This window comes from Maribacter sp. MJ134, from assembly GCF_003970695.1.
GTDB lineage: Bacteria > Bacteroidota > Bacteroidia > Flavobacteriales > Flavobacteriaceae > Maribacter.
The window spans coordinates 413772-433565 of the sequence record NZ_CP034570.1 but is presented as its reverse complement, the minus strand read 5'-3'; the positions used below and the strand labels follow the sequence as shown (position 1 = coordinate 433565).

Annotated in this window: 19 protein-coding genes; 12 read left to right on the top strand and 7 right to left on the bottom strand. The window is 39.0% G+C overall.

The window, feature by feature from the left end; translation table 11 throughout:
• Positions 1-12: 12 nt before the first annotated feature.
• The 3 genes from EJ994_RS01790 to EJ994_RS01780 all read left to right on the top strand — a co-directional run bounded on the left by EJ994_RS01790 (position 13) and on the right by EJ994_RS01780 (position 2022).
• Positions 13-885 carry an AraC family transcriptional regulator gene (locus EJ994_RS01790; protein WP_099574355.1) on the top strand — a complete coding sequence of 291 codons (873 nt, stop codon included), beginning with the start codon at positions 13-15 and terminating at the stop codon, positions 883-885.
• Positions 885-1484 (top strand): alpha-ketoglutarate-dependent dioxygenase AlkB family protein, encoded by a 600-nt coding sequence (locus EJ994_RS01785; RefSeq protein WP_126590935.1) that lies wholly within the window; start codon positions 885-887, stop codon positions 1482-1484. Before EJ994_RS01790 ends, EJ994_RS01785 begins: the two co-directional genes overlap by 1 nt.
• A gap of 259 nt (positions 1485-1743) precedes the next feature.
• Positions 1744-2022: a TIGR03643 family protein gene (locus tag EJ994_RS01780; protein WP_126590934.1), complete on the top strand. Its 279-nt coding sequence runs from the start codon at positions 1744-1746 to the stop codon at positions 2020-2022.
• Between the two features lie 11 nt (positions 2023-2033).
• On the opposite strand, the gene EJ994_RS01775 is transcribed toward EJ994_RS01780, so the two are convergent.
• Positions 2034-2807: a S1/P1 nuclease gene (locus EJ994_RS01775; RefSeq protein WP_126590933.1), complete on the bottom strand. Its 774-nt coding sequence runs from the start codon at positions 2805-2807 to the stop codon at positions 2034-2036.
• A gap of 89 nt (positions 2808-2896) precedes the next feature.
• On the opposite strand from EJ994_RS01775, the gene EJ994_RS01770 reads away from it, so the two are divergent.
• From EJ994_RS01770 to EJ994_RS01730, 9 genes are all read left to right on the top strand, one after another.
• Positions 2897-5158 carry a transglycosylase domain-containing protein gene (locus EJ994_RS01770; RefSeq protein ID WP_126590932.1) on the top strand — a complete coding sequence of 754 codons (2262 nt, stop codon included), beginning with the start codon at positions 2897-2899 and terminating at the stop codon, positions 5156-5158.
• Positions 5159-5223: 65 nt separating this feature from the next.
• Positions 5224-6075 carry an SPFH domain-containing protein gene (locus EJ994_RS01765; RefSeq protein WP_126590931.1) on the top strand — a complete coding sequence of 284 codons (852 nt, stop codon included), beginning with the start codon at positions 5224-5226 and terminating at the stop codon, positions 6073-6075.
• A gap of 65 nt (positions 6076-6140) precedes the next feature.
• Complete coding sequence (locus EJ994_RS01760; protein ID WP_126590930.1) at positions 6141-6308, top strand: Arc family DNA-binding protein; 168 nt, start codon at positions 6141-6143, stop codon at positions 6306-6308.
• Between the two features lie 62 nt (positions 6309-6370).
• A complete protein-coding gene (locus tag EJ994_RS01755) occupies positions 6371-8569 on the top strand; it encodes a DUF5916 domain-containing protein (RefSeq protein WP_126590929.1) in 2199 nt (732 codons plus the stop codon).
• A gap of 65 nt (positions 8570-8634) precedes the next feature.
• Positions 8635-10833 (top strand): DUF5916 domain-containing protein, encoded by a 2199-nt coding sequence (locus EJ994_RS01750; protein WP_126590928.1) that lies wholly within the window; start codon positions 8635-8637, stop codon positions 10831-10833.
• Between the two features lie 74 nt (positions 10834-10907).
• On the top strand, positions 10908-13106 hold the full coding sequence (locus tag EJ994_RS01745) for a DUF5916 domain-containing protein (RefSeq protein WP_126590927.1): 2199 nt from the start codon (positions 10908-10910) through the stop codon (positions 13104-13106).
• 1 nt (position 13107) lies between these two features.
• The gene (locus EJ994_RS01740; protein ID WP_099574345.1) at positions 13108-13911 is read left to right on the top strand and encodes a Cof-type HAD-IIB family hydrolase; all 804 of its coding nucleotides are present in this window, start codon (positions 13108-13110) and stop codon (positions 13909-13911) included.
• 32 nt (positions 13912-13943) lie between these two features.
• Positions 13944-15221, top strand: a complete 1278-nt coding sequence (locus EJ994_RS01735) for a DUF819 domain-containing protein (protein WP_126590926.1) — start codon at positions 13944-13946, stop codon at positions 15219-15221.
• A 72-nt stretch (positions 15222-15293) separates the two neighbouring features.
• Positions 15294-15992, top strand: coding sequence for a DUF4369 domain-containing protein (locus tag EJ994_RS01730; protein ID WP_126590925.1), 699 nt, complete (start codon positions 15294-15296; stop codon positions 15990-15992).
• Between the two features lie 46 nt (positions 15993-16038).
• Here the strand turns inward: EJ994_RS01730 and EJ994_RS01725 are convergent, their stop codons facing one another.
• The 6 genes from EJ994_RS01725 to EJ994_RS01700 form a co-directional block, all read right to left on the bottom strand.
• Positions 16039-16308, bottom strand: a complete 270-nt coding sequence (locus EJ994_RS01725; protein WP_099574342.1) for a hypothetical protein — start codon at positions 16306-16308, stop codon at positions 16039-16041.
• A gap of 56 nt (positions 16309-16364) precedes the next feature.
• Positions 16365-17327 carry a type I phosphomannose isomerase catalytic subunit gene (locus EJ994_RS01720; RefSeq protein ID WP_126593628.1) on the bottom strand — a complete coding sequence of 321 codons (963 nt, stop codon included), beginning with the start codon at positions 17325-17327 and terminating at the stop codon, positions 16365-16367.
• Positions 17328-17359: 32 nt separating this feature from the next.
• Complete coding sequence (locus tag EJ994_RS01715; RefSeq protein WP_126590924.1) at positions 17360-17809, bottom strand: peroxiredoxin; 450 nt, start codon at positions 17807-17809, stop codon at positions 17360-17362.
• Positions 17810-18217 carry a 6-pyruvoyl trahydropterin synthase family protein gene (locus EJ994_RS01710; RefSeq protein ID WP_126590923.1) on the bottom strand — a complete coding sequence of 136 codons (408 nt, stop codon included), beginning with the start codon at positions 18215-18217 and terminating at the stop codon, positions 17810-17812.
• On the bottom strand, positions 18198-18746 hold the full coding sequence (gene idi, locus EJ994_RS01705; RefSeq protein WP_126590922.1) for an isopentenyl-diphosphate Delta-isomerase: 549 nt from the start codon (positions 18744-18746) through the stop codon (positions 18198-18200). Before idi ends, EJ994_RS01710 begins: the two co-directional genes overlap by 20 nt.
• 84 nt (positions 18747-18830) lie before the next feature.
• On the bottom strand, positions 18831-19793 hold the full coding sequence (locus EJ994_RS01700; RefSeq protein ID WP_126590921.1) for a type IX secretion system membrane protein PorP/SprF: 963 nt from the start codon (positions 19791-19793) through the stop codon (positions 18831-18833).
• Position 19794 lies beyond the last annotated feature (1 nt).

Sequence of the window (19794 nt, the reverse complement as noted above, 5' to 3'; positions counted from 1 at the left end):
TTATCATTTGCTATGATTACTCAAAAACCTGCTTTTGAAGCCATAGAACCCACTTTTGGTCACTCTTTTACGTACCAGAAATTTGACCAATCTAAGTTGAACAAGAACTACGCCTGGCATTATCATCCAGAAATAGAGTTGGTGTATGTCAACGGTGGTTCCGGGAAAAGACAAATTGGAAGTCATGTATCCTATTACACTAACGGAGAACTTATTTTAATCGGTAGTAACTTACCACACTGTGGGTTAACGGATAGGCTCACAGGAAATACTAGCGAAACGGTAATTCAAATGAAGTTGGATTTTTTAGGGAACGATTTTTTCAATATCCCTGAAATGCAGAAAATACAGAAACTTTTTACCACTGCTAATGGTGGTATCACCTTCTCCGGTAAAACCAAACGTAAAATTGGAGAAAAGATGGAAGTATTGGAATACCAGACTGATTTTCAACGACTCCTGTCCATTCTCAACATTCTAAACGAATTGGCCAATTCTACCGAAATAAAACTTTTGAATGCCGAAGGCTTTTCCTTGGAGACAGATATAAAGGATAATGACCGTATTAATGTAGTATTCAATCACGTAAAGAACAACTTTAAGGAAGAAATTACTTTAGAGGAAATAGCTGGCATTACCAGCATGACCATACCCTCTTTCTGTAGGTATTTTAAAAAGATAACCAACAAGACCTTCATACAGTTCGTTAACGAATACAGACTGGTGCATGCATCCAAACTGTTAGCGGAAAAGCCCATGAGCATTACCGAGGTATGTTTTGAATGTGGATTTAATAACTTTTCTCATTTCAACAAATCCTTTAAGGCCTTTACGGGACAAAACCCTTCGGAATATAGAAATCAACTTAAAACGGTATTAAGTTAATGCAGGGCCTTTTTAATGAACCCATAGATTTAAATCTACCGGATAGCACCATACGCTATTATCCAAAATTCTTAGCACCAGAAAAGGCGACCGAATACTTTAACTCCCTTAAGGATAGGGTTGTCTGGCAACAAGATAATATAAAGGTATTTGGAAAGGTGCATGCGCAACCAAGACTTACCGCACTTTATGCCAACAATGAACTGCCCTACTCTTATTCCAATATTAAGATGACCCCGCATCAGTTTACAGAAGAACTTCTACGGCTTAAGAACAAGATTGAGGATATCGCCGATTGCGAGTTTACGACATGTCTGCTAAATTTATATAGAGACGGCAGGGATAGTAATGGATGGCATGCCGATAACGAAAAAGAATTGGGCAAAAACCCTATTATCGCCTCAATAAGTCTGGGAGCTGAACGCTTTTTTAATCTGAAGCACAATACAGACCCAGAATTAAAAACAAAAATCCTTTTAGAACACGGTAGCCTGCTACTAATGCAAGGAAAAACCCAGCATTTTTGGAAGCACCAGATACCTAAAACGGCCAAACCTATTGGAGAGCGCATTAACCTCACCTTTCGTATCATAGAATAAATAGTCTCAGGCCAAGCGCGGCAAGTGTTCGTAGGAAAACGAACTCTTTTTCTGAAGTAAGCCACGGAACATTTAACTCTCGATTATCGAGTAAAAAAACCGGCCGTGGGAACCGGTTTTTAAAGTCCGTTATTTTATGGGCAACTATCTTTAGTATAGGGACAAATTAAACCAATATTCGCGCTGCTCATAATTACATATCCTATTTCAAAGGTCGTGCCAAAGACCATTCTTTTTTGGTTCGTATATTTGTACTGCTATGAAAAAAGAATTTACAGAAATAGAATTGGACCGTATAATAGAAATGGCCTGGGAAGACCGTACACCTTTTGACGCCATAACTTTTCAGTTTGGAATATCCGAACAGGAGACGATAGAAATCATGAGAAAGGAAATGAAACCCAGTAGTTTTCGTATGTGGCGCAAGAGAGTGCAAGGTAGAGCAACCAAACATGCCAAATTAAGGACCAACGACGTGGACCGTTTTAAATGTTCACGTCAAAGGCAAATTACCGGAAATAAAATTTCTAAAAGGTAATACTAGATTTTCTATTCAAAAATGCTATTCAGTACAGCGGCCAGACGTATTCCTCCTTTTTGTAATTGTGTCTCTACCGTGTCCCACCAGGTATAGCTGTATTGGTAACCGATTTTTTCGCCTACCGTTACGGAGTTGTAGATTTCGTTCGCAATATCTTGAGATTCTTCTACCCAGTCGTACACATCGCCCTTTTGTAGTTCCTTTATCTCATTTTTGGTGAGAACCGGTAATTTATCCGAGAGTTCCGTAAAACTCATTCCATAGTCATTAATCATATTGGAATCCCAAACCCGGTGTAAGTTACTCCCGTCACCGAACCATTGTACCTGTATATCGTTTCCGCCCTTATCTTCCAAACGACCCACATGCATGGGCTGATGCAAATCACCTATCAAATGGACCAAGAACTTTAGATAAAAAGCAAGGTCTTCTTCAGCACTGCTGGGGTCCTTGATTATAGAAATACAGGAATTAATGCCCATTACCAAATCGCCATACTCGCTCGGTTCAACATCCCGATAATTCTTATCAGCCGGAAAATTCACGTAATGCCAAGCACTAAACTTTCTAAACTGCCTATCTGCCTTGATTTCATCACCAAAATTAGCGACCGCTGCCAAGCTTTGACCCTTAAGAATCTTATGTATTGCCTTTTTCGCTCTTCTTGATAAATGCGCTTGGGCTACCTCTCCTACAACCCTATGTCCCGTTTTGGACCATATAACATCGTTCCCAAAAGAAAATTGCGTCACTAAAAAAACCAGTATAACTATATTTTTCATGCCCTAAATTTGTATCAAAAATAGACCATCATATTTTAAGTTATTGTTAAAAAGCTATTAGGCTTACATTTTAATTACATCTTGCAATCATGAAAAAGTTGTTCGGTATTATAAAGCGAATAAAACCAAAGCTCCTGCGGTATTTTCTAGTTACGATAGGGTTGTCTTTTCTGGTCTTGTTCGTATTCATAGCAAGTATATATCTAGGTGCATGGGGCAAGCTTCCCAGCTCCGAGGAACTGGCCAGTTTTAAATATCAAGAGGCTTCGGAAGTTTTTTCGGCAGACAGTGTGTTGATAGGTAAATATTACCTCAACGACCGCCAACCCATTCCTTTCGATGCCATACCTGATAAGGTGCTTCACGCGCTCATCGCAATTGAAGATGAGCGCTTTTACGACCACTCCGGAATAGATTATAAAAGTCTTTTTAGAGTAGGTCTCAAAACCATACTTATGGGGGACACTTCCTCTGGAGGCGGTAGCACCATTACCCAACAATTGGCTAAAAATCTCTATCCGAGAAAAGAGCGTAATGAGACCAATATCGTCGTAGATAAGTTCAAGGAAATGTTGATAGCTAAAAGACTGGAAACTATTTTTTCAAAAGAAGAAATTCTCGCTCATTATCTGAACACGGTGTCCTTCGGCGATAACACTTTCGGGATTGAAAGTGCGGCCTTAAAGTTCTTTAATACAAGAACTAAAAATCTTTCATATCCCCAGGCGGCCACCTTGGTTGGTATGCTAAAGGCCACTTACGGCTATAATCCCCGAATTTTTCCAGATAAAAGTCTTACCCGCAGAAACGTTGTACTCGCGGCGATGCATCGCAATGGTTTTATTGACAAAAACGAATTGAAGGCATCTATGGATACCAAGCTGGCCTTGGATTATAGGGAATTTGACTACAATGCCGGCTTGGCACCCTATTTTAGGGAAGAAGTGCGCAAACAACTCATAAAATGGACCGAGCAGGAAAATGAGAAAGGAGGCAATTTAAACCTCTACACCAGTGGTTTAAAAATATATACAACGCTCAATTATAAAATGCAAAAATTAGCGGAAGAGGTTATGGCAAGGCATATGACCCAATTACAGGAAAGTTTTGAAAAAAGTTATGGAAAAAATGCGCCCTGGTTAAAGGACAAGATACTTATGAATAAAATTGTGAAGCGGAGCTCAATTTTTAGAAAATTGAAAAATCAAGGCTTTAAGGAATCTGAAATAATAGATAGCCTTAAGAACAACACCCGTAAAATAACATTTTCTAGTTGGCAGGGCGACTTTGAGAAAGATGCCAGTACCTGGGACAGCATTCAGTATTACAGTAAGATTTTGAATACGGGGACCATGTCCATGGACGCCCATACGGGAGCTGTATTCACTTGGATAGGCGGTGTGGACTTCAAACGCTTTAAATACGACCATATTTCACAAAGCAAACGTCAAGTAGGCTCTACATTTAAACCTATTGTATATACGGCTGCCCTAGAAAAAGGTATAGCCCCATGTACCTATTTTTCCGCTCAGGAAATTGCCTATAAAAATTTAGAGGGATGGTCTCCCAGTAACTCCGGCGAAAAGAATGAAACCTATCTCAAATACTCCATGGAACAAGGGCTGAGCAATTCGGTAAACACGATTGCCGTAAAAGTTTTAGAAAAAACGGGAATAGGGCATGTTTTGGAGCAGGCCAAGAAAATGGGAATCAAGGAGAAGCTTCCTAAATTACCCTCCCTGGCCTTGGGCACAGGTGAAATTAGAATGACCGAAATGGCCAAGGCCTATACCAGTTATTTAAATGAAGGTAAAACCATAGAACCGTTTATCATTAAGCGTATTACCAATCAAAATGACTCTATTTTAGCCAGTTTTGAATCAAAAATGAACGAAAAAAGCGCTTTTTCGAAGGAAAATGGCGCAATTATGATAGAAATGATGAAGGCTACTATTGACTCTGGTACTGCTTCCAGAATACGGGACACCTATAATTTAAAGAATGATATTGCAGGGAAAACAGGCACTACTCAGAATAATAAAGATGCTTGGTTCGTTGCCCTGACTCCAAAACTGATACACCTTACTTGGGTGGGCCTGGATAATCATGAAATAGGTTTCAAAAACACCAGCTTAGGCCAAGGTGCCAACGCCGCACTACCTCTTTTTGCGCTGTGGTATCAAGAATTGAATAAAGACAAGACCTTTACTGAAATTACCCAGGCCAAATTTCCCCAGCCCAGTGCTTCCGTGCTAACCGCGCTAGACTGCGAGCCTATCAAAAGAGATGGTTTTTTTAAACGTCTTTTTAAAAACCCAAATAAGAAGAAAGAAAAAAAGTTCAAAAATTAATTCAAACTAAAGCTCCGTGTCAAATAATTTGATATATTTATGATATCATTTTAATATCATATATTATGTCAACTGAAAAAAACTATAATCCCATCAACGGATACACCATGCTTTTTGTACTACTAGTATTGGTGGGTGGAGGAATACCCCTACTTCGAATCTATGTAGGTGCTTTACTATTATTTGCCGCAGTCTTTATTATACCCGGGTTCGTCCTTGTAAACCCCAACAGCTCCAGAGTTCTTTTACTTTTCGGAAAATATGTAGGTACCATCAAGAAAAATGGTTTGTTCTGGGTAAATCCGTTATACTCCAAAAAGAAAATTTCTCTCCGCGCCAGTAATTTTGATAGTGAAAGACTTAAGGTAAATGATAAACTAGGGAATCCTATTATGATCAGTACCATTTTAGTTTGGCGCGTTACCAATACCTACAAAGCAGCTTTTGAGGTAGACGATTACCAAAACTTTGTGCGTGTACAAACCGACGCGGCGGTGCGTAAACTGGCCAGTATGTATCCTTACGATAATTTTGCGGATGAGGGCTTGGATGAGGATATTACCTTACGTTCCAGTCTCAACGAAGTAAGCGAGGCATTGGAAAAAGAGGTTCAGGAACGCTTGGCCATGGCCGGTATTGAAGTATTAGAAGCTAGGATAGGTTACCTTGCCTACGCTCAAGAAATTGCCAATGCCATGCTCAAAAGACAACAAGCAACCGCCATCGTAGCTGCCAGACATAAAATTGTTGAGGGAGCCGTAAGTATGGTAGAAATGGCCCTGGATGAGTTAAGCAAAAAAGAATTGGTAGCTTTGGACGAGGAGCGTAAGGCGGCTATGGTGAGTAATCTAATGGTAGTACTATGTTCGGATAAGGATGCCGCTCCCATTGTGAATACAGGGACCTTAAATCATTAAGATTCTTTATTCTATAAGTTACAGAACAATTCAGCCCTAGATTTTCTAGTCATGATTTTAATGAAATGAGTAAAAAAAAGGCCTTTGCATTACGGGTAAATGAAGATATGCTCAAAGCTATCGAGAAGTGGGCGGCAGATGAATTTCGCAGTACTAACGGGCAAATAGAATGGATGCTGATGAAAAGTCTTAAAGAAGCAAAGCGCAGTCCAAAGGAGAAAAAAGACAACTAAGTTTTAGCATTTTTTTAACGATGTAAAAGGTTAATTTTGGCACTAGCTAATTCCAAACGAAAATGACCAAAATATTAAGTACTCTAGTGCTTTTACTTCTTTTTATTTCGGTACGTTCCCAAACCAAAGACAAATCTTTTACTGTTAAACATACTACGGACAAAATTATTACTGATGGCATTTTAGATGAACCCATTTGGGAAATTGCCGAGAGTGCCGGCGAATTTCAACAATATTTTCCATCGGACGATGTTCCTGCAAAATATCAGACCGATATAAGAATGGTCACGGACGAAACTACGCTTTACGTAGGAATAAAAGTTTATACTCCCGGGGAAGATTACGTTATACCATCATTAGAACGGGATTTTAGGGCTAGCGGTAACGATAATATAAGTATCATATTCGACACGTTCAACGACGGCACCAATGCCTTCCTATTTGGCATAAACCCCTACGGAGTTCGCAGAGAAGTACTCATATCCGGTGGTGGGCAAAGTTTAAGGGGCTTTACCACATCATGGGATGTAAAATGGCGTGGAGAAAGTAAGATATACGAAGGATATTACACTGCAGAAATGGCTATCCCCCTAACTTCTTTCAAATTCGCGGAGGGTGAAACCAAATGGAGGTTCCAGAGTTACCGTTTTGACATGCAGTCCAACGAACGGAGTAATTGGTATATTATTCCGCAGAACCAAAGCGTAATTAACCTCGCTTTTATGGGAGATATGTATTTTGAAAAACCACTAGGTCGCTCAAGGACTCCCCTTGCCCTGATACCCTATGTAAATGCAATTACGGATAAGGATTTTAGTACAGATAGCGGAGATACCTCTTTTAAAGTTGGAGGTGACGCCAAGATTGCCATAGGCAACGGAATGAACCTAGATGTTACGGTAAATCCTGATTTTTCTAATGTGGAGGTAGATGATATTTTCACCAACCTTACTAGGTTCGAGGTTTCCTTGCCGGAAAGAAGACAGTTCTTTGTAGATAACAATGACCTCTTTGGAAGTTTTGGCGGTAGTAGGGATGCAAACCCCTTCTTTTCTAGAAGGATCGGTATCGCTACCGATAGTTCCGGTAATTCTGTACAAAATGATATTCTTGGAGGTATTAGATTAAGCGGTAAATTAAATAATAACCTTAGACTTGGCTTTTTGAACATTCAAACGGCAAAGGATGAAAATCAGGAAATACCATCGAATAACAACATGATGTTCGCCCTGCAGCAAAAGGTATTTGCTAGGTCTAATATTGGAATGTTCTTTATTAATAGACAAGCGTTCGGAAACGAAGATTTCATCGAGGAAGAAGATAGCTATAACAGGGTTATAGGAGTGGATTATAACCTGGCCAGTGAAAATAATGTTTGGTTCGGAAAGTTCTACACGCACAAATCCTTTCAACCTGGAGATAAGAAAGGAAACTACTCGGCAGGTGCTTTCTTAGGTAGAAATACGAGGTTTTGGAACGTGTTTACGGATTTGGCGTATGTCGGGGATGATTTTAGGTCTGATCTCGGATTTATAAGACGAAATGACATTATAAAATCTGCGACCTCTGTACGTCGATTATTTTGGCCCGAAAAAGGTTCGATCAATAATCATGGACTAGAAATTTTTCCGATTTTAACTTGGAGACCCGGTCTTGACTATAGGAAAACAGATCATGAGGTGCAGGTGAACTATAATTTTGCAATGAAAAATTTCTCCGAATTTGGCTTCTCCTATTCCAACAACTACATTTTCTTGGCCGATTCTTTTGATCCCACCAGCACAGATGGCGCCATTGAATTACCCGGTGATAGGGGGTATACTTTTGATTCGGTCAGTTTCAATTACCAATCTAATCAAGCTAATGTCTTCGCTATTCAGACAGAAAGCTCCATTGGCAGCTTTTTTAACGGTTCAAGATTTTCTATGGGTGCAGAGGCAACGCTACGGCTACAACCCAAGGTACGATTAAGCTTAAACGTGAATTACGATAAGATAAACCTACCCGACCCATTTCCCAGTGCAGACCTTTGGTTGATCAGTCCAAGGGTTGGCGTAACCTTTAGTAAATCCGTATTTTGGTCCACACTTTTTCAGTACAGCAACCAAAGGGATAATCTCGGAATTAATTCTAGATTGCAATGGCGTTTTGCACCACTATCAGACCTATTTATTGTTTATAATGACAACTACGCCGTAAACTTATTTGAACCAAAATTCCGTTCTATAAACCTAAAGTTCACCTATTGGTTAAATATTTAGAAAACGAGCTGCTAGATACTATCTGTGTACATAAACATAATACTAAGGCAAACAAATTTTACCCGATGACAAAAATATTGAGCACGCTTGTGCTTTTGCTGCTTTTTACTACGGTACATGCACAAGGCGTAGATAAATCCTTTACTGTTAAACACAGCTCAGACAAAATTGTCCCCGATGGTATTTTGGATGAGCCCATTTGGGAAATGGCAGAAAGTGCGGGTGATTTTCAACAATATTTTCCCTCTGATGATGTCTTAGCGGAATATCAAACCGATATTAGAATGGTTACCGATGAGACCACGCTCTATGTCGGAATCAAGGTCTATAGTCCCGGAAAAGATTACGTAATACCATCATTAGAACGCGATTTTAGAGCCGGTGGAAACGATAACATCAGTATTCTTTTTGACACATTCAATGATGGAACCAACGCTTTTTTATTTGGAATAAATCCATATGGTGTGCGCCGAGAAGCCTTAATTTCTGGAGGCGGCGGCAACAATAGCGGATTTACTACTTCTTGGGACGTAAAATGGAAAGGAGACAGCAAAATATACGATGGGTATTACACCGCCGAAATGGCGATTCCTTTAACCTCTTTCAAGTTCGCAGAAGGAGAGACGAAATGGCGCTTTCAAAGTTACCGGTTCGATGTGCAAATCAATGAAAATAGCGTTTGGTATCCCGTTCCTCAAAATCAATCGATATTCAGTCTGGCCTTTATGGGCGATATGGTATTTGAAAAACCATTAGGGAAATCAAGAACACCTTTAACGATTATCCCCTACGCAAACCTCCTATCGGACAGGGACTTTTCTTCTGATCAAGGAGAAACTGCTTTAAAAGTCGGAGGGGATGCTAAAATAGCCATTGGCAACGGAATGAACCTTGACATTACGGTAAATCCCGATTTTTCTAATGTTGAAGTAGATAATATTTTTACCAACCTTACACGTTTTGAGGTTTCCCTACCGGAAAGACGACAGTTCTTCGTAGATAATAATGACCTTTTTGGTGATTTTGGAGGCGGTAGAGATGCAAATCCCTTCTTTTCTCGCCGAATAGGTATTGCGACCGATAGCGCAGGGAACTCCGTAGAAAACGATATTATTGGAGGCATACGTCTAAGCGGTAAGATAAATGATGGTCTTAGATTGGGTTTATTGAACATCCAAACCGGTGAAGATCTTGATAGGGAAATTGTTTCCAACAATAATATGATGTTAGCACTGCAGCAAAAAGTGTTTTCCCGTTCCAACATTGGTTTTTTCTTTATCAATAGAGAAACTTTTGGATCCAATGATTTCTCATTACCAGAGGACCGTTACAACAGAGTTGTTGGGATAGATTATAATTTATCCAGTAAGGACGATGTTTGGCAGGGTAAATTCTATGGCCATAAATCCTTTCAACCTGGAGATAAAGTGGGGAACTATTCACTGGGAGCGAACCTTGGCCGCAACACCCGCTTTTGGAGCGTTTTTGGCGATGTTGTACTCGTGGACGAGGACTTTACCTCCGACCTTGGATTTATAAGAAGAAAGGATATATTTAAGTCGGCATTATCCGTGAACCGTTTATTTTGGCCAGCATCTGGCCCTATCAATAATCACGGCATTCAACTCTTTTCCATGGTAACGTGGCGACCAACTTTGGATTTCCAAAGAACGGACCACGACATTAACCTGAGTTATGATTTTGAAATGAAAAACTTATCCCAGTTTGGCTTAGGGTATTCCAATAGTTTTGTTTTTTTGAACAATCCTTTTGACCCTACGAGTACAGAAGGTGCTATAGAATTGCCGGGGAATCAAAATTATAATTTCAATACTGTAAATTTTTCCTACCGATCCAACAGAGCCAACGTTTTTGCTTATGAAGGTAATAGTTCTATAGGAAGCTTCTTTAATGGATCCCGATTTTCTGCCGAAGGAGAATTTACCTTAAGGATACAGCCAAAAGTGCGTTTGAGCTTAAATGTAAACTACGATAAAATAAGCCTACCGGACCCTTTCCCTAGCGCAGACCTTTGGTTGCTTAGTCCTCGTGTGGGTATCACCTTCAGTAAATCTATATTCTGGTCCACGCTCATTCAATATAGTAATCAACGAGATAATCTAGGGATTAATTCTAGGCTGCAATGGCGTTTTGCACCACTGTCGGACCTTTTTATTGTATATAATGACAACTACGCCGTTAACTTATTTGAACCTAAGTTTCGGTCCATAAACTTGAAGCTTACTTACTGGCTCAATATTTAGGCGATGTAGCATAATGTAATGCTTAAAATTAATTTGTAAACACTTAAATTTGAGAGTGAACCAAAACTAAGTGAATGGCTAGATTTTTTTGTGTCTTCGTATGTCTGTTATGCCATTCTTTTGTGCAAAGCCAACAAGAAACCAAATCAGTAACCGTAAAGTTTATTTCCGAAAAAATTGTCCCGGATGGTATTATAGACGAGCCTATATGGGAATTAGCACAAAGTGCGGATGAATTTTGGGAGTATTTTCCGCTGGATTCTATTTTGGCAAGAAAACAGTCTCAAATAAAAGTACTTTATGATCACAAGAACCTTTATATAGGTATTAAGGCCTATTCTAGCGGTAAAAATTATGCTACGCAATCCTTAAGAAGAGATTTTAGAGGCAGTGGAAGTGATAGCTTTTCGCTAGTTTTTGACACCTTTAACGATGGCACTAATGCTTTTCTGTTCGGTATAAATCCTTTTGGTGTGCGCCGAGAAGGGCTCATCGCAAACGGTGGTACAAGCCAAGATGATTTTAATTTGGCTTGGGATATGAAATGGAAAGGAAATGCAAAAATTTACGATGATTATTTTACGGCGGAAATGGTCATTCCACTCACCTCTTTTAAATTTGAAGAAGGCACAACCAAATGGCGGTTTAACAGTTACAGAATTGAAACTCAATCCAATGAACGCAGCACGTGGACAAGGATTCCGCAGAACCAACAAATTTACAATCTTGCCTTTATGGGCGATATGGTATTTGAAAAACCTTTGGGAAAATCGCGAACTCCATTGGCCCTTATTCCCTATGTTAACGGTATTGCGGAAAGGGAGTTTGATAGTAACCGTAATTTCAATAACGTAAAGGTGGGTGCAGATGCCAAAATATCTGTAGGAAACAGCTTAAACCTAGACCTTACCTTGAATCCTGATTTCTCCACAGTGGAGGTCGATAATTTTATAACCAACCTCACGCGCTTTGAAATTGCGTTACCAGAACGACGTCAATTTTTTATAGACAATAACGATCTTTTCGCAAGTTTCGGAAACGGTTTTGATTTTAGTCCGTTTTTCTCAAGACGTATCGGAATCGCACAGGACACCTTGGGTGAAACGATAGAAAATAATATTATAGGCGGTGTAAGGCTAAGCGGCAAATTGACTAATGATCTTCGTGTAGGGGTTTTGAACATTCAAACTGCAGAAGATTTAGAAAATAGAATTCCGTCTAACAATAATACCATGTTGGCATTACAACAACGCATTTTCTCAAGGTCTAACATCGGTGTTTTCTTCATCAATAAGCAGTCTTTTCAAGACTATGACTTTGTAGAACGCAAGGATGAATATAATCGTGTTTTGGGTATTGACTATAATCTGGCTTCAAAAGATAACACCTGGAACGGGTCATTTATTACCCATAAATCTTTTCAACCGGACGATAGCAAAGGAAACTATGCTACAAGTGCACTAATTCGGTACAATAAAAGAAAGTTCAATGTCTTTGCCAAAGCTTCTTTTATAGATGAAGATTTTCGTTCAGATTTGGGCTTTGTTCGTAGAACCGACCTTTTTAAAACCCTTTTGAGCCTTGAACGTGTGTTTTGGCCTAAGAAGGGTATAGTGCAAAACCATTCCTTTCAGTATTTCACGAACGTACGTTGGAGCCCAAGTAGAAGTTTTCTAAATACTGATTATGATCTTCGGTCACGCTATGAAGTTAATTTCAATAATCAATCACGAGCAAGCATAGCGTACACGAATAGTTTTACTTTCCTGTTCAACCCCTTTGACCCTACTCGCACGGAAGGTGCTATACCGCTTCCCGCTAACGAAAATTACTTTTATAATAGCGTAAGAGCAGGGTATCAATCCGACCAAAGAAAAATCTTTTCTTACGCCATAGAGTCCAGCATTGGCCGCTTTTTCAACGGAGACCGATTTTCCGTGGAAGGTGGTATGACCATGCGATTTCAACCTAAAGCCTCTGTCTCCCTTATGTTCAACTATGATCAAATAGACCTCCCCCAACCCTTTTCAAGCGCAAATATTTGGTTAATTAGTCCTAATATCGATATTACGTTCAGCAAATCTATTTTCTGGTCTACCCTGATTCAGTACAGCAACCAACGGGATAATTTAGGTTTCAACTCCCGATTGCAGTGGCGCTTTGCTCCATTATCAGACCTTTTTCTCGTGTACAATGACAATTATTTTGTTAACGTGTTTGCCCCAAGGTTTAGATCTATAAACCTTAAACTATCTTATTGGTTAAATATTTAGAATGAATTTTAAAATACTATGTTCAGATTTGGACGGAACCCTACTCACCACTAAAAGTGATGTATCTAACACTACCATTAGTGAAATTGCACGTATTCGCAAGAAAATTAAAGTAATTCTAGTCTCCGCCAGAATGCCCAGTGGCATGCACTACCTTCAAAAAAGACTGGGAATTGAAGACCAACCTATTATCTGTTATAACGGGGCCCTTGTTCTGGATGGAAAAAAAGAACTACTGTCCGTTTATATACCTCTGCATACCGTAAGACAGATTTACGAAATATGTAAAGAATTTAAGACCGATATAGGTCTGTATGAAAATGACCATTGGCAGGTGACCCGATCATCCGAAAGGGTAGAAAAAGAAATAAAATATACGAGAACTTACCCTTCATTTGTTCCGGCCGAGATGACATTGGCCTATCTAGAAAAAAATAAGATTGGCGCACACAAGTTGATGCTTATGGGGACTAAGGAGAGTTCAGATGAATTAATGCCGGTGTTACGGCAGCAATTTGGTACAGCGTTGCATGTATACCGATCTAACGATACGCTTATAGAAGTCGCACCGAAGTCAGTATCAAAGTTAACGGCCATTCAACAATTGCTAACAAAGGAGGAAACATTACGGGACATTATCGCATTTGGTGATAATTATAACGACATGGACATGCTGACCCATGTGGCTTGTGGTGTAGCGGTCGGAAATGCTAGGGAGGAAGTTAAGCATATTGCCGACCACGTAACTTTAAAAAATACGCAAGACGGGGTGGCGCACTTTATCCGTGAACACCTACTTATTTGAGTATATTTGAGAAAATCAACTTCAACCGATATATGGACAATTCTATTACCGAACCACTAATATCAAATGACACCGTAGTTTTTGGGCTCCTCGCTTTTGCGCTGGGCTTCATATTTTACACCTCTAGTATAAAAACAGGGTTTTGGAGAAAATTTTACTCTATAGTTCCCGCTGTTCTTATGTGTTATTTACTACCCGCCATATTAGCTAGTAGTGGACTTATCTCGGATGAAACTTCTAAGCTCTATTTTATGGCTAGCAGATACCTTTTACCTGCGGCCTTGGTTTTAATGACCCTGAGTATTGATTTAAAAGCGATAGCCAACCTTGGTTCAAAAGCGATCATTATGTTCCTTACCGGTAGCGTGGGTATCATTATAGGGGGACCTCTTGCTATTCTGCTCGTATCTATTTTCTCACCGGAGACCGTGGGTGGAAACGATTTTGATGCTATTTGGAGAGGATTATCCACTATTGCCGGTAGTTGGATCGGTGGTGGAGCCAACCAAGCCGCCATGCTAGAAATTTTTCAATATAATCCTGAGAAGTACGGCGGAATGGTGCTTATAGATATCGTTGTCGCCAATGTATGGATGGCAATTATCCTCCTTGGGGTAGGCAAGACCAAAAAGATAGATAAATGGCTAAAGGCAGATACCTCAGCAATTGAAACCTTGAAAATTAAAGTGACCGAATTCACGGAAAAAATTACTAGAGTCCCCACGCTAAACGATTATATGATAATGTTATGTTTGGCCTTCTCAGCAGTAGGGATAGCACACTTTTTCGGGGACGCCATAAGCGCTTATCTCAGCAGTAATATTGAAGCTATCAGTGATAAAAAGAGCTTTCTTTCTTTCTTAGGTTCTGCTTTCTTTTGGATGGTGGTCATAGCCACAACGATAGGGATAGCACTTTCCTTTACCAAGGCAAAAAACTATGAAGGAGCCGGCGCCAGTAAAATAGGTGGCATGTTCATTTATATTCTCGTTGCTACTATTGGCATGAAGATGGATTTGGGTAAAGTACTGGAAAACCCGGGGCTGATCGCCATAGGTTTTATTTGGATCACTATTCATGCCGCTTTACTTATACTCGTGGCAAAACTTATAAAAGCGCCCTATTTTTTCCTTGCGGTAGGTAGTCAGGCTAATGTTGGTGGTGCAGCTTCAGCCCCTGTTGTAGCAGCGGAGTTTCATCCCTCACTTACCTCGGTAGGTGTTTTATTGGCTGTACTTGGATATGTCGTAGGTACAGGAGGTGCTTTACTTTGCGCCTACCTTATGGAAATAGCTTCTAGTGTCCACTAAACTTTGCAAATAAAGTTCGAAGTCATAGAAATACTAAAAAAATTAGTGATATTTGCCCTCTAAAATTCAACCATGAAAAAAATACTTACTTCATTCTTAGTTCTTGCTTTTTTAAGCTCTTGTGGTGGAGACACAGAAAATACTATGACTGTAATAGGTAAAATTAAAGGGTTAAAAAAAGGAACCCTATATTTTCAACATGTAAAAGATACCGCTCTTGTGTCTATTGACTCCTTACTTATTGAGGGTGATGGAAATTTTGAATTTAAAACAGAGCTAGAAAGTCCAGAACTATTTTACCTGTATTTGAACAAAAAGGATAATAACGACGTCAACGATAGGCTTACCTTTTTTGGAGAACCAGGTGTTATCAATATTACTACCAGTTGGAACACGTTTGATTTAAATGCAAAAATAGTAGGTTCTGATAGTAATGATAAGTTAGATGAGTTCCGAAAGAACATGTCCGAGGTAAATAAAAGAAGTCTGGAAATTATGCAAACAGCTTCAAATACCGAAAACCCCTTGACTGCCCAAGAAATAGACTCTTTAGAGTTTATGAACACTAGAAATATTCAGCGAGGTTACATGTATGCCATTAATTTTGCCATCAACAACAAAGACTCCTATGTGGCTCCCTATATTGCCCTGAAGGAGATTCCAGACGCTAATATTAAATATTTGGATACTATTGCTCAAGTATTAACTCCAGAAGTTGCGACGTCTAAGTATGGCAAACAACTTATAGCTCTTATAAAGGATAAAAAATAAAAAAGCACCTATATAAGGTGCTTTCTAAATTCTTAAATAGTGAGTTTTAATTCAGCTTATTAAGCTCATCTACCAAACCTTTCGCTTTAGTTTCTAGTTCTGCACGAACCGATTTTAAATGGGCTTTTCTATTTTCAACATCACGTTGATTTACTTTTGCGATTAACGAATCAAAAGTTTCAATAGCCCCATCTATTATCTTAGAGCCTTCTTTAGAATCTTGTTTTCCGTTAGCAGCCTCAACAATATAGACCGCCTCAATAATATCTCCTAAAACGTAATTAATATCTTTTTTTAAATCTCTTACACTTGCCATGTTACTTCTATTTTTTACAAAAATACAATTTTAGAATATTAAACTATATAATCTGATTAAATAGTAACTTCTAGAAATTTAGCTCCTGAAGTTTTTATTGCAATACTATCAGAGGAAGCAGGAACTAAGACCGTTTCTCCTTTCGATATAATAGCTTCACCAGATTCGGTTTGTATTTTGCCCGTACCATCTACGCACATGAATATGGTAAAAGAATCCCTATAAACAGTATCTTGTGTAAAATAGCTTTCAAGGTGTAGAAAATTGGTCTTGAAATAGGGGCAATCTACCATGGTATTCGCAGTATCTTTCTTATCGTCGTAAGAAACTTTAAAATCATCCTTTTTCTGATAATCAATTGCGTCTAACGCTAAATCTGTATGAAGTTCCCTTAAATTCCCCTCTTTGTCCTTCCTATTAAAATCAAAAACACGATAGGTTACATCTGAGGTTTGTTGAATTTCTGCTAAAAGTACACCAGCGCCAATAGCATGAATCTTTCCAGTATTTATAAAAAAAGTATCCCCTTCCTTCACAGGTTCATAATTCAACAAATCCAATAAGGTATTATCCTCTAAGCTCTTAGCATATTCGGACCTAGTAACATCTTTATTGAACCCTACAATGAGCTCTGCGCCAGGGTTGGCATCCATTACATACCACATTTCAGTCTTTCCAAAAGAATCATGTCTTTGCTTTGCCAATTTATCATTAGGATGTAACTGTATGGAGAGGTCCTGTTTAGCGTCTATGAATTTTATGAGGATAGGAAATTCTTTACCAAAACGCTCTACTACACTTTTTCCTAAAAGCTTTTCCGGGTGTTTGTCAATGAGTGTCTTTAAGGAAGTATTGGCCAATTCTCCGTTAGAAACTTCACTTATATCTCCTGAAACCGTGGAAAGTTCCCAGCTTTCCCCTGTAATGTCACTCGTAATCGGTTTTCCTAAGACCGTATGCAACTTTTCTCCGCCCCAAAGTCGCTCTTTGAGAATCGGCTTAAATTTTAGTGGATGTATATTCATACTAATTTTTTTAAGTAAGATATATCTTACTTTTTAGATAACGCTAATAATGCTCTTTTCATATGTTCAGAAGCATTTAAACTATTGAAGACCATAACAACTTTTCCTTTTTCATCAATAACATAGGTTTCCCTACCAGGCACCAAAAGAAAGTTGTTCTTAATCTTAAACTTTCTACGGACTTCGTTGTTCTTGTCCGATAGTAAAATGAAGGGTAATTGATGTTTATTCTGAAAATTAGCGTGACTTTTAGGGGTGTCCGCACTTATACCCACAACTTCGGCGCCGCAATTTTTAAAATCCTCATATTTATCTCTAAAATCACAGGCCTCTTTTGTACAGCCAGGGGTGTTATTTTTTGGATAGAAGTAAATCACAAAAGGCTTTTCCCCTATTAATTGCTTGATAGAAAATTGATTTCCCTGTGCATCCGGAAGCGTGAATAGCGGAATAGCATCGCCTATTTTAAGTCCCATTTATCCAGAAAAGGTTACAAAATTTCTTGGTGTTTCATAAAGTACCACTTCCAGTTCTTTATCACTGCTAATGTGCTTTCTTAACTTATTCCAGATTACTACCACGATATTCTCCGCAGTTGGATTAAGTTTTTGAAATTCTTCAACCTCAATATTCAAATTTTTATGGTCAAAGGCGTCCTCTATGTGCAACTTAATAAGATCTTTTAATACCTTAACATCCATTACAAAACCGGTCTCAGAATCAATTTCTCCGATAACACTAACGATCAATTCGTAATTGTGACCATGAAAGTTAGGATTACTGCATTTCCCGAATACTGCTTTGTTTTTAGTATCGTCCCAATCTGCTCTAAATAATCTATGTGCGGCGTTAAAATGTGCCTTCCTACTTACCTTTACCTTCATTTTCTTCAATATTCGTTAGCAAATGTTCATAAAATTTTTCAAAAATAATCTTGAACCAGGCGGTGTACTCCTGTGGATTACTTTCCATATCCTTTTTAACGGCGTCAGGTTTCATCCATTTCCAGTTTTCAACTTCATCTTTATTAATTACTGGAGGTGCACTAAAAGACCCTATCATCACATGGTCCAATTCATGTTCTGTAAGCCCATTATCAAATGGAGCTTTGTAGATAAAAGAGAACAATTCCCTAAGTTCTGTGGTAAAACCCATTTCTTCTTGAAGACGCCTTCTACCGGCTTCTATATTGGTCTCCCCTACTCTTTGGTGACTACAACACGTATTGGTCCATAGTAATGGGGAGTGGTATTTATGCGCAGCCCTTTGCTGCAACATTATTTCACCTTTATCATTGAGAATAAATACAGAAAATGCTCTGTGAAGTTGTGCCTTTTCGTGCGCTTCCATTTTCGGCATCGTGCCGATTTGCTCATCGTTGGCATTGACCAAAATTACTTCTTCTTCCTTCATTACGTAAAAATAAGACCTTTAAGTAACTTGGGGTAATACCAATTAATAAAAAACCTTGAAGTGAAGAAAGGAACTACAGTGATTCTAGAAGAATCTAGGGGATTTAAGATTATTCTTGCTAGTGATAAAGTCGTATCTGAATATTACTTCAAAAGACCCATCATTAAAGGCAGCGTTACCTAGTTCCGTCGTTTCGCGGTCATAGGCAATACCTATTAAGAATTTGTTAGATACATTAAAACCTGCCATACCACTAAACGCGGCATCCCACCTATAGGCCGCTCCCACAATGAACTTTTCGCTGAACATGAAATTAGCGGAGACATCTACCTGTAAGGGCGCACCTTGAGTCAATTTGGTAAGTAGCGTAGGTTTGAATTTTAGGAATTGATTTACATCCCAAACATATCCCGTGATAAAATAAAAGTTCATCTGCTCTTTTGCCGTAGACAAAGAGGACTCCTGAAAATGTGAAGTTTCTAAAAATCTTGGAACGGATAGGCCCGCATAAAATTTATTGGTATGATAATAAACTCCAGCTCCAATATTTGGCGATAGTCTGTTGTCTATATCCTGTTGCAAGGTTTGATCCGGCCCAAATTGGTTCAGTTCGGAAAAGCGAACGTCCAATAAATTAGCACTCGCTTTTAATCCAAAACTCAAACGACCTTCTAAAGAGGTGTAAATTGTATAAGAGAAATCTACATCAAAGTTGGTTTCAGAAGTCGGACCAATTTTATCATTAACAATCGAAAATCCTAAGCCTAATCCTCTATACCCTATCGGTGAATGTATGTTTAAAGTTTGAGTTACGGGTGCACCATCTAAACCCACCCATTGGGAACGATGTAGTGCCGCAATACTAATCTGACCTCTAGAACCCGCATAGGCAGGGTTAACACTTACCGTATTATACATGTACTGGGTATATTGGGCATCTTGCTGCCCATAAACACCTATACTCATAAAACAGACCAATACTACAAAGGAGGATAGACCAGAAAACCGGATATGAACATTTTTCACCAAAGATTTAATTCTTACCATT

Excerpts from the sequence above, each read along its gene's own strand:
- EJ994_RS01780 (WP_126590934.1), top strand. The coding sequence starts at position 1,744 with ATGAAAAAAGAATTTACAGAAATAGAATTGGACCGTATAATAGAAATG.
- EJ994_RS01765 (WP_126590931.1), top strand. The coding sequence starts at position 5,224 with ATGTCAACTGAAAAAAACTATAATCCCATCAACGGATACACCATGCTT.
- EJ994_RS01760 (WP_126590930.1), top strand. The coding sequence starts at position 6,141 with ATGAGTAAAAAAAAGGCCTTTGCATTACGGGTAAATGAAGATATGCTC.
- EJ994_RS01755 (WP_126590929.1), top strand. The coding sequence starts at position 6,371 with ATGACCAAAATATTAAGTACTCTAGTGCTTTTACTTCTTTTTATTTCG.
- idi (WP_126590922.1), bottom strand. The coding sequence starts at position 18,746 with ATGAAGGAAGAAGAAGTAATTTTGGTCAATGCCAACGATGAGCAAATC.
- EJ994_RS01750 (WP_126590928.1), top strand. The coding sequence starts at position 8,635 with ATGACAAAAATATTGAGCACGCTTGTGCTTTTGCTGCTTTTTACTACG.
- EJ994_RS01745 (WP_126590927.1), top strand. The coding sequence starts at position 10,908 with ATGGCTAGATTTTTTTGTGTCTTCGTATGTCTGTTATGCCATTCTTTT.
- EJ994_RS01715 (WP_126590924.1), bottom strand. The coding sequence starts at position 17,809 with ATGGGACTTAAAATAGGCGATGCTATTCCGCTATTCACGCTTCCGGAT.
- EJ994_RS01785 (WP_126590935.1), top strand. The coding sequence starts at position 885 with ATGCAGGGCCTTTTTAATGAACCCATAGATTTAAATCTACCGGATAGC.
- EJ994_RS01740 (WP_099574345.1), top strand. The coding sequence starts at position 13,108 with ATGAATTTTAAAATACTATGTTCAGATTTGGACGGAACCCTACTCACC.
- EJ994_RS01725 (WP_099574342.1), bottom strand. The coding sequence starts at position 16,308 with ATGGCAAGTGTAAGAGATTTAAAAAAAGATATTAATTACGTTTTAGGA.
- EJ994_RS01700 (WP_126590921.1), bottom strand. The coding sequence starts at position 19,793 with ATGGTAAGAATTAAATCTTTGGTGAAAAATGTTCATATCCGGTTTTCT.
- EJ994_RS01710 (WP_126590923.1), bottom strand. The coding sequence starts at position 18,217 with ATGAAGGTAAAGGTAAGTAGGAAGGCACATTTTAACGCCGCACATAGA.
- EJ994_RS01735 (WP_126590926.1), top strand. The coding sequence starts at position 13,944 with ATGGACAATTCTATTACCGAACCACTAATATCAAATGACACCGTAGTT.
- EJ994_RS01730 (WP_126590925.1), top strand. The coding sequence starts at position 15,294 with ATGAAAAAAATACTTACTTCATTCTTAGTTCTTGCTTTTTTAAGCTCT.
- EJ994_RS01770 (WP_126590932.1), top strand. The coding sequence starts at position 2,897 with ATGAAAAAGTTGTTCGGTATTATAAAGCGAATAAAACCAAAGCTCCTG.
- EJ994_RS01775 (WP_126590933.1), bottom strand. The coding sequence starts at position 2,807 with ATGAAAAATATAGTTATACTGGTTTTTTTAGTGACGCAATTTTCTTTT.
- EJ994_RS01790 (WP_099574355.1), top strand. The coding sequence starts at position 13 with ATGATTACTCAAAAACCTGCTTTTGAAGCCATAGAACCCACTTTTGGT.